The organism is Myxacorys sp., assembly GCF_059501405.1.
On record NZ_JCACCM010000167.1, the window covers coordinates 1 to 8705 of the forward strand.

Below are 8705 nucleotides of genomic sequence, written 5' to 3' on the forward strand. Positions count from 1 at the left end.
CGAATCACGACACGACCAGTTTAGTTTTCCTATCCTGACAATGAAACAACCCTGCCGGATAGAGATTGAGGCAATTTGTGAATATGTAGAGCCAGCGATCGCCTGAGTCTTAACTGTAGATGTTGATTGGGTGAACTTTATTTGGATGAGCAGGGACGCGATCGCAACGCTCGAAGTAGAAAAGGTACGTCCCCTACTCGATCTTCAATGCTGAAACAATTTGCCCTCACCGCTTGCCTACTTTCGAGCTTATTTTCTTCTGCGTCAATAAAGCCTGCTAAGGCAGATCTTCTTGATACTCTTGATGAGATGAAGCAATTAGTAACAACACTGCAACGCGAATGGGCATATATGGGGCACTCTGCTAAAACAGGCGAAGACATCTATTTAAGAACGACAACAATCACGCCCGATCGCGCTACTAATCAAGTTGGCTTTCACTACAGAATTGGCAAAGACACTGTGCTAGCGATCGCTGAATGCTTAACGTCTTTAGTGACTATAGGACAAGTGAACAGAGTTGATCGAAACTTGAGAGATCCAAAGAATCATCTCACTCCCGATCGCGGCTCTGCTACCGATAAGCTGGTGAGAACGGTTTGCTTTCGGGCGTTTAACTGAAGTTTAGCAGGGGGCGATCGCTCATCAGTTGTAGAAGTCTCAGCACTGCTCTTAGTTCTTACGGTCAAGCGTAAAAACAGCGTGCCTACTCTTCATCGAGTTCCATATTTCGCAGCGCGTTTTCGGCTGCCAGTTCATTGTGAATCATCTTCCAGGCAATGTCGCAAACTCTGACTGATGCGTTGAGTTTTGCGGATTCTGCATGGGCGTCTCTATCAAAGAACGGTTTGACCAATTTCTTTGCACTGCGGATACAGCTTTTCATCAGGGAGAGTAAATCGCCTTCGAGCCGATCCAAGCGATCGAGCTTTTGCTCCAAAAGGGCTGCTTTTAAGGCGAGTTTTTCAACTTTTTCGGGCGATGGGCGCTTGGCATTGTTGGTCATGTAGCCATTTTAGCGAGAGCATCCCCCCTCCCTCTCTATGGATTCTCATGCCTACAGACGAAACAAGCATCTATAAAGCACGCGAGGTATAAATCGGGGATAGTTCCATTCCAGGCATTCCTTAAGTAGTTGCTCAGAAGCGCGATCGCCCGCTACCAGGACTAGGAAGTTTCCAGTTTTATGCCGTCCAAATGGCACAAATTGGCGGATGTTGATAACTCTGGCAGGCGTCCCTAAATGTATGTTGTGTCGGTTTTAGACACAACACTCTAACCCTAATCAGTTCCGCAGCTGAGATCGCTGCGTCGAGTAGCTTTCTCGTAGAGTGCGATCGTCCTCTCTTGTCTCCTGGTAGGATTCTAGGTAATCATCAACTGAATCACAAAACGATCGCTCAATTTCCTCCTCCGTTACCCCTTGAAATGTCACCACGTCGCGAATTCCTAGAACTCTGCCGAAAACAATATCAGAGTCAACGTCGTTTTCTGCATATCCTTCAAAGTTTTTGTATTTCAGTATTTTAATCTCCTCTTGCTTTTAGGATTGGTCAACGATTGTTCACCCTGCAATCCCATTTATTCCAAATGCAAAGGGAGCCATAGTCCTTCTTTAGAATCAATTGCGCCTTTTGATTGTGGCACTGCTCTACAACCGATTCCTGTCGCTCTTCCTGTCGCGGAAAGATAAACAGTAAACATGAGAACGATAAATTCGTCCTCAAACTCATGAATAGGCATAGGACAGTCTTCTTGGTAGACCGCCAACATATCCTTGTACCAAACTTCGTCTTCAAAGCTAGGGTTGTAGGTATCGACTACAACTTCATCCTTATCCCAAAGAATAATCCCTGCGCCTTCTCTGCCATAAATCGGCTTTTCCCATACTCGGCTTAAGCCTTGAGCTTTAGCTTCGTCGTAGGTGCAGTAGGTTTGAGGAATTAAAGTTTTAATTAAATATTGTGTTTCTGGATCGAACCGGTCAAAATGAACCCCTTCCCACAAGAAAGCGTAGAACGCCTTGTTCTGAATAACCTCAGAACTCATAGGAGGAATTCTATACAGCTTTTTCTCCAGTACAAGCTGTTGAAAATAGTCCCAAGGTCTTGCAGCAGGAATACTCATTAAATCGCTGTTCGCAAAGCTTGATAATTCCCCTTTGTCTTCAAGTAGCCATTCATTAGGGTAATGAAGGAATAGATACTTAACTTCGGAGCCATTCGGATCTTTTAGGACAACCTCTCTGGCGATATCAGTTTCAATAATGAATTCTTCAGTGTATAAAAACTTAGCTTTTCCCCCTAATCTTTCAAAATGTCCCATCCGAGCGTCAAACGACAGAATATCTTCATGCTCTCCCACATAAGGGAAGGAGAAATAGACGAAATCTTTCCCGTGACTGTAAGAAGGAAAGCTGGTTTTAAGGTAGGCAATGAAATCTTCAGTATGGCTTTCACCCAAGCCAGAATTAGGGCAGTGACAACCTAAATGATTAACAATGAGCTCATTAAAAACAAATGTCTCTGACCAGAATCCAGGAGTAGCTGAGTTAGCCTCCAGAACCTTAAAGTCGTTTAATTTGTAAACGCCTTTCTTAAACGCTTCAGGGTTAACTGCCATGTCCAGCCTCATTTCCGAAGGAGGAGTTTCACTTCCTAGTAGCTGAGGAATATAGTCTTCAGGGTATCCCCAGTCTAAAATTTCAGACTCGCTCAAGTACTGAAAAATCTTAGCGGTAGAAGTAGAAAGCGACCAGAACTGTTCGGCAGCTACTCTAATTGCGTTACAAAAAGCAGAATTTACTTTTAAGGAGTCAAAGACGATATAAGGTCGCCTCTCTTCTTTTTGCCCTTCAAGTAAAGTTAAAAGATCAGCAGGCAGATTGGAGTAGGCTTCTTGGGATAGGTAATTAAAGAACTGATCTTTAGCTTGGCTATGGAGAGAATCGGATAGGTTCATAATGAATCACTTAGCAAAGTTAATCAGGCGTGAAACTTTAACCAAATCCCCCTCTGCCACCAGAACCAAAGCTCATGCCTCTACCTACAGAAGTTGTCCTTCCTGCGCTAACTCTTCCTAAGCTTGGAGAGTTAAAAGAAGCTGTAGATCGAACAGGAGCCGTATTGATAGAGGTGCTACTTCTTGAAGTGGAAGTAACAACCGAACCCCCATCCATCAATGGGGTTCCTGACTGGTTTGTAATGATAGAAGATTTCAGAGGAACCGTACCGCCAGGGTAAAGCGATCGCGAGTTTGAAGGGGTATGATTGCGATCCACAATAATATCTTCGCCACTACCGCGATAGAAAACATGAGAATTGCTAGGGTTGTAGAAATAGCCGCTACTTCCGCCCCGAGTGTTATTGCAGTCATCCCTAGTGTCAGGAGTCGCTTTTCTGTGATCGCAGACTTTCGCTCCATTGACCTCATATATTTGAGTGTCTTTAGGAATGGACGGGCCGCCACATCCGGTTATATACAAAGAGCTAGCTATCCCTAGAGAGCCGTAAGCCAAGACTTGAACTAACAATTTAAACTTAAACATTTCCGCCTTCAGGAATTAATTGACCTTCAAAATCACGTTTATGGCTGTTCGATCGCTCATCTTTTCAAGATTGGTTAACGATCTCTCAGTTTAGTCAGATCCAATCCGAATAAACGGTTTTCCGTGATGGCTTTATTAAGTTCTACTTGTGTTTGTCGATCGCTCACCCCTTCTCCTCTAAGTGCTAAACTGCTCAAAGCTCGCTCGATAATTCTGCCTAACCCGGTAAGTGGCTCAACACAGAAGCGGGGAAGGTTCCTTTCCAGGACTCGATCGGAAACCGCACAGCAGGAAATCATGCGGCAGAAACGACCGAGAGGGATGCTTGAGTGATTTTGGGATAACTAAGCTAAATCTACTAGACATAGATACTTCGTCCCCCTGCTGTACGGTAGGGGGGGTTGTTGACGCGCTGATTGTTGGTTGGGATGGGGAACCATCCGAATGGGATGCTGCAATCAATTGTCTTATGTCTTGAACTTAAATCAACTCCACAAGCGCGATCGCATCTAGAGCGGGTAGGGCGGTCGGATGTTGCCCAAGCGTTGGTACTGCCGAGATTTAAGAAAGAGAAGTCTAAGCCAACGCCTTGTTATGCCTGTTGTATGTAGAGCGAGACATGTAATATTTTCTCACTTGCTGTAAGGTAGGGGAAGTGTTGGCATCCCAGGATGAGGGATGAAAATCACCGATAAAAAATTGAGTGGTGGATAAAAATACAAATGGATTTTACGTATGTGGATAATGCAGGCAGCGACACAGAGAGCAGGCAATACGAGGTTTACTCCAGTAGGGGCGTCTTTGTAGGAATAATTCTCAGAATTGGTGGTGGATGGACAGCAAAAGGTGACTTACATGAACGCACAGGTCTTGCCAGTAAGGATCTAGCTTCTAGGTATTTAGCGAAAGTTGCCGGAATAAAATGAAAACTATCTTGTGAGCGCTGCGAAGCTGACACCGAACACAGTTACACAAAAAGAGCTTAAGCCGTGTTGTTTGCAGCTTCTGTATCTACTGTGTTAGTAGAACGAATGATGGGAGTATGGTTAGGGCGAACTATTCGAGCGCTGGATAAATGGAGAGCGGTGATCCTAACGTTGAATCGACAAGAGAGCTTTCAAGCCTAAAAAAAGGCGATATTGTTGTTCTGACGTTAAGACCTGCGTTTCTGAGCAGTCCTGCTGAAGAGAAAACCGCGCGGATCACCCTTAAGCTTTCAAACTCATTCACAGTAGAGCACAGGCGATTTTCAATCACGAGCGGCAAGGAGTTAGTGCGAGTAGATGCCGGGAAGTGGCGTCTTGTAGACGATGGCGCTTTTATCTCAGTCCCCGCAGAGGAACAGATCGAAAGACTACCTGATCCTGACGGGAACTATACAGAAGCTCAAATCCTGAGAAGACGTGAGGAATCCGTAGCGCTTCTTTTGGATCGACTCAAAGAGTACCTAGATCCAAAATCACCCGAAATCTCCAAAAGAATTTTAGGTATTCAGTTTCTCGTCCTGGATAAAGAACGACAGGAACTGCTAGGGGAGGTTTATAGTGATGCGATCGAACGCCTAAAGGCTGAAAACGAAGACTTGCGCAGTAGGTTGAGAATGTTATCAACGATGCTCGACGAAGCCTCAAGACTAGCAGAAGCACCTTAAAGACATCCTCCGTTGAATCCCACTACCCAAACGGAAACCCGCCAGGCACAGTCGTTAAGCTTTCTGCCGATCGCCCAACCACACCCCAAAGCAGAGCAGGGCAAGAAAAATCAGTGCAGACAGGGGACTACAGCCCAGTTTTGCTTCGGGCAACAAGTCGTGCAGTAGCTCGTATTGAGCCCAACACACCAGGGAGGTTTTTGGGTTCGTTCTAGAACTGCTTAACGTATTGGGACGCTGGAGGTTCTAGCTTGGTTTCTGTTAAAAAATCCTGCAAGCTCTTAAATCCTGATCGCGTTTTAATAGGCTTTTCGGTTTGATCGGTTGAATTTTCTGACGGCAAAATATCCAAAGCATCCATTAAGGCATTGCTGAGGGATACAAGCACATGAGCGCGATCTCCATCACTCGTCTTGAAGGACACACGGCGAATTTTGACGTGATCCTTGAATTCATACTCGTAGCGTTTAGATATTTCTAGCCAAAGATTTACCATCTCTGTTTCTTGAATTCCGCTTAAACCTTCTATTCTTTGAACGACATTAAAATCCATCATGTAGCGGCTCCAAGAGATTGCTCTATCGTACTTTACTTATCTCTACGAACCTTCCCCGCTAAGAGGGAGGTTTTTTCATGCCTTGGAAGTTCACAGGATTGATCAAGGTTCTAGTCTGGTTTCTGCGCGGGTGAATGGTTGGAATTGAGCTGTCAGAATTTAGCAGAAGTACGGTGATGATTAGAGGTTTCTGAACACCCTGCAAAGACAGTTATTGAAGTGATGCTGATTAAGAATCGTGGGTAGAACTTTCTACCATTTTGGATAGAAACCATGCCGCATCAAACCGAAGTACACGTTGAGCCGCTTCAAACTAGAAGCGGTTTTTTATTGGCGAAATGCGGAGGTACGATCGTGCTGCTCTGCCCACAGCCTCCATAGAGCCAACAGCAGCATTGCCACGAGTATGGGGTAAGCCGCGATCGTGTTTGATTTGAAGTGGTAGCACTTCAGAAACCCTTGCAGCTATTGAGTTACAGCTATCGCGATCGCTTTGATACTTCTGCATTGATGCAATCTGTGCTCCAAGCTGCACGACGAAGCTTTACGTTGTCCGCACATTCAACCCCCGCGTCAAGGCAGGCACTAAGGCGGCTTCTCCCACTGAGCGGTTCGACTCCAAATCAAAGTAAGATCTTCCTTGTCCAGCTTTGACTGACTCAACTGAGGCTTATCCTGTGAAATCCGAAAACAATGTTCCCATTGAACATCAAAACGTTCCAGCAGATCATCAGGGGCTGCATAGCTTTCTGTACGGTTCTGATGATGAGCATTGTTCAATCCCTTCACCAACAGCCCCGGTAAATGACGAATCCGAAGTGGTGCCAGTAGAAACTTGGCGATCGCTGATCAACAGGATTAAGGTTGCTGGGGTATATGCCGTTTTAGATGCTGATCGCCAGCCCCAGTACATTGGTTATTCACAGGATGTGCAGCAGTCTTTGGAGGGACACATCGCCCAAAATGGGGTTGAGGCCTGCGCATTTATACGAGTTCAGACGTTTAAGGTTCCGAAGCGTCAGGCGATGGAAGCCCTGCAAAATGAGTGGATTGCCGCACTGGAGCAGATTCCGCCTGGGAATCGAGAGGGACAAGGAACGTGGGCGAGGACAATTGGCGAGGCGGCTCGAGCAACCCAGTCAGCCTCTGAGCGGAATGCTTACGAGGACAAAAAGCTCAAGTTACGCAAGGCAATGGCAGATACGACCCTCGTCCATGAATTAGAGCAGAGCGAGACGCTGGATGATGCAGAGGCTGAGCGGCGGCGGAACTTTGAAACAGTGATTGAGAATGATGATTGGAGTGCAGTGGTTGAGTCTTAAAAGTTCTGGTAGTGGCTAGACAGGGTGATTGGCTCAGACTTGCTCTGAAGGATCGTGCATCAAACCAAAATGCACCTTGAGCCGCTTCCAATTGGAGGCGGTTTTTTGTTGGCGCGGTGCAAGAGGCATGAATCTCGCCGCTCTGCCCATAGTCACCACATAACAAACAGCAGCATTACTGCGGGTGAGGTGAATGGGCGATCGATATTGAGACGATCGATTTAGTACAGACAAACCAAAAATATAAGCAACCCCTAGAAGCCTTCTTTAGAAGATACTTATATTTTTCTATGAGAAAAGCACGGTATCTTGCATCGGTGTCCATGGCTTTTTGATGGAATTAAACCCCTTAAAAAGTGGTGGACACGGCGATCGACCCGCGTGCTCACGTATTCGATTGTGTTTCGGTTTTAGGGCTGATTTAGGGCTAGTTCCTAATGTCGAATCCTGAAACCTATGGGCGATACTGGATTCGAACCAGTGACCCCTTCCGTGTGAAGGAAGTGCGCTACCACTGTGCTAATCGCCCTTGCCTCGACAGCATACCATTTTGAAGAATTGATGAGTCAATCTTTCAAAAGCTAGGTTCTGTTGACAGTTCAACGCCGCCTCAATGTATCACAGGTTTTTCTCTAGAATGATCCTCTCTTTAGGAAAATTTATCCATCTTGCATAAACTTGCTTAAGGTTTTTATGGCTGGAACTTTGACAGTGAAAAAGAACTGTGGCTCTTGTTTGCTGCGCTGAACATATGAAGGGGGGGAACTATTCTTTAACTTAGGGTCAATGGAACAATCCTTCTGACAGAGCAGAGTTAGGCCTCTATAGAAAAATCATTAGTCAAGATTTAATAGCTGAAAACTTTGACCCTAGCTTGAACAAGTACAAGTCTTGACTGCTAGGAATTGTTCCTACTATTCCCAATTCACCTTCCACCATCAACCAAGTTCCTCTAGTAGCAGGACTGTTTTATTGTCGTTAGAAGATACTAGAAGCCTTAATCTCTCGTTTGTGAGATTCAAAACATCCAAGAATATCAAGCGTCAATTATTTTGCTAAAAACGTCAATTAGAACAAATGCCCAAACCTTTGCAGGGTAATAATTTGAACAAACGTATTAGTTGTCGTTTTTACCGTTTTTAATTGTCGTCTGATACAAGAACGTCGAACGAGAGAATCAAGCATCCAGATTTCTGTTTCCGACACTAAAACAACCCTGCCCCCCTATCCTCGAATGGAAAGCTGCTAGTGATTTAGCCTGAAAGGTCTTGTTTCCCTCAGTTGTGTGGTTTCGATTGCTCCGAACCATCCAAACCCATCCTGATATTGCTGTACAGCATGGGTTTGAAATTTCCATTAAACCTTTGCCTAACCTAAATGGGCTTATCGAGAATGCTGCAAGATTTGAGATATCTTTATTCCCGATGGTGACCAGATTGTGAGTAAGACGTATATGACGCGGGTGGAGGGAGAAACCACGCGCTTATGACCTGATCTAGCCCGATTCCATCGCAAGACATTGTGCTAACTCCAAGTCAACAAAAATGCTGAAATATTCGCTCCGATTCCTGTTGCGCTATCAAAAACAGGACTTACGCAGTGACGCTAGGAGTAGGGTCTGGTCAAGTT

At 45.3% G+C, this 8705-nt stretch carries 12 protein-coding genes, 1 tRNA gene and 1 pseudogene; 5 read left to right on the top strand and 9 right to left on the bottom strand.

The features are described 5' to 3' along the window. Positions 1 to 126: 126 nt before the first annotated feature. A complete protein-coding gene (locus AC5I6P_RS23935) occupies positions 127 to 621 on the top strand; it encodes a hypothetical protein (protein ID WP_495696279.1) in 495 nt (164 codons plus the stop codon). Between the two features lie 85 nt (positions 622 to 706). On the opposite strand, the gene AC5I6P_RS23940 is transcribed toward AC5I6P_RS23935, so the two are convergent. The 4 genes from AC5I6P_RS23940 to AC5I6P_RS23955 all read right to left on the bottom strand — a co-directional run bounded on the left by AC5I6P_RS23940 (position 707) and on the right by AC5I6P_RS23955 (position 3547). Further along, positions 707 to 1006 carry a hypothetical protein gene (locus AC5I6P_RS23940; protein ID WP_495696280.1) on the bottom strand — a complete coding sequence of 100 codons (300 nt, stop codon included), beginning with the start codon at positions 1004 to 1006 and terminating at the stop codon, positions 707 to 709. Between the two features lie 279 nt (positions 1007 to 1285). Next, positions 1286 to 1438, bottom strand: coding sequence for a hypothetical protein (locus tag AC5I6P_RS23945; RefSeq protein ID WP_495696281.1), 153 nt, complete (start codon positions 1436 to 1438; stop codon positions 1286 to 1288). A 143-nt stretch (positions 1439 to 1581) separates the two neighbouring features. Next, positions 1582 to 2961, bottom strand: a complete 1380-nt coding sequence (locus AC5I6P_RS23950; RefSeq protein WP_495696282.1) for a glutathionylspermidine synthase family protein — start codon at positions 2959 to 2961, stop codon at positions 1582 to 1584. A gap of 37 nt (positions 2962 to 2998) precedes the next feature. Continuing rightward, the gene (locus AC5I6P_RS23955) at positions 2999 to 3547 is read right to left on the bottom strand and encodes a hypothetical protein (protein ID WP_495696283.1); all 549 of its coding nucleotides are present in this window, start codon (positions 3545 to 3547) and stop codon (positions 2999 to 3001) included. Positions 3548 to 3996: 449 nt separating this feature from the next. Between AC5I6P_RS23955 and AC5I6P_RS23960 the strand changes: the two genes are divergently transcribed. Further along, positions 3997 to 4158, top strand: coding sequence for a hypothetical protein (locus tag AC5I6P_RS23960; protein ID WP_495696284.1), 162 nt, complete (start codon positions 3997 to 3999; stop codon positions 4156 to 4158). A gap of 464 nt (positions 4159 to 4622) precedes the next feature. Further along, entirely contained in the window at positions 4623 to 5198 is a 576-nt protein-coding gene (locus AC5I6P_RS23965; protein WP_495696285.1) for a hypothetical protein, read from the top strand. 54 nt (positions 5199 to 5252) lie between these two features. On the opposite strand, the gene AC5I6P_RS23970 is transcribed toward AC5I6P_RS23965, so the two are convergent. The 3 genes from AC5I6P_RS23970 to AC5I6P_RS23980 all read right to left on the bottom strand — a co-directional run bounded on the left by AC5I6P_RS23970 (position 5253) and on the right by AC5I6P_RS23980 (position 6262). Then, the gene (locus AC5I6P_RS23970; protein WP_495696286.1) at positions 5253 to 5387 is read right to left on the bottom strand and encodes a hypothetical protein; all 135 of its coding nucleotides are present in this window, start codon (positions 5385 to 5387) and stop codon (positions 5253 to 5255) included. A 22-nt stretch (positions 5388 to 5409) separates the two neighbouring features. Next, positions 5410 to 5754: a hypothetical protein gene (locus AC5I6P_RS23975; RefSeq protein ID WP_495696287.1), complete on the bottom strand. Its 345-nt coding sequence runs from the start codon at positions 5752 to 5754 to the stop codon at positions 5410 to 5412. Between the two features lie 313 nt (positions 5755 to 6067). Further along, positions 6068 to 6262 (bottom strand): hypothetical protein, encoded by a 195-nt coding sequence (locus tag AC5I6P_RS23980; RefSeq protein WP_495696288.1) that lies wholly within the window; start codon positions 6260 to 6262, stop codon positions 6068 to 6070. 169 nt (positions 6263 to 6431) lie between these two features. On the opposite strand from AC5I6P_RS23980, the gene AC5I6P_RS23985 reads away from it, so the two are divergent. After that, entirely contained in the window at positions 6432 to 7076 is a 645-nt protein-coding gene (locus AC5I6P_RS23985; RefSeq protein ID WP_495696289.1) for a GIY-YIG nuclease family protein, read from the top strand. 33 nt (positions 7077 to 7109) lie between these two features. Here the strand turns inward: AC5I6P_RS23985 and AC5I6P_RS23990 are convergent, their stop codons facing one another. Continuing rightward, entirely contained in the window at positions 7110 to 7310 is a 201-nt protein-coding gene (locus AC5I6P_RS23990; protein ID WP_495696290.1) for a hypothetical protein, read from the bottom strand. A gap of 223 nt (positions 7311 to 7533) precedes the next feature. Next, positions 7534 to 7605: transfer RNA gene (locus tag AC5I6P_RS23995), tRNA-Val, on the bottom strand. Between the two features lie 885 nt (positions 7606 to 8490). On the opposite strand from AC5I6P_RS23995, the pseudogene AC5I6P_RS24000 reads away from it, so the two are divergent. Continuing rightward, positions 8491 to 8705, top strand: a pseudogene (locus AC5I6P_RS24000) (hypothetical protein); the annotation flags it as partial.

What these genes read in the sequence shown, in the direction of transcription:
- AC5I6P_RS23940 (WP_495696280.1), bottom strand. Translation starts at nt 1,006, where the DNA reads ATGACCAACAATGCCAAGCGCCCATCGCCCGAAAAAGTTGAAAAACTC.
- AC5I6P_RS23950 (WP_495696282.1), bottom strand. Translation starts at nt 2,961, where the DNA reads ATGAACCTATCCGATTCTCTCCATAGCCAAGCTAAAGATCAGTTCTTT.
- AC5I6P_RS23955 (WP_495696283.1), bottom strand. Translation starts at nt 3,547, where the DNA reads ATGTTTAAGTTTAAATTGTTAGTTCAAGTCTTGGCTTACGGCTCTCTA.
- AC5I6P_RS23960 (WP_495696284.1), top strand. Translation starts at nt 3,997, where the DNA reads ATGCTGCAATCAATTGTCTTATGTCTTGAACTTAAATCAACTCCACAA.
- AC5I6P_RS23965 (WP_495696285.1), top strand. Translation starts at nt 4,623, where the DNA reads ATGGAGAGCGGTGATCCTAACGTTGAATCGACAAGAGAGCTTTCAAGC.
- AC5I6P_RS23975 (WP_495696287.1), bottom strand. Translation starts at nt 5,754, where the DNA reads ATGATGGATTTTAATGTCGTTCAAAGAATAGAAGGTTTAAGCGGAATT.
- AC5I6P_RS23980 (WP_495696288.1), bottom strand. Translation starts at nt 6,262, where the DNA reads ATGCAGAAGTATCAAAGCGATCGCGATAGCTGTAACTCAATAGCTGCA.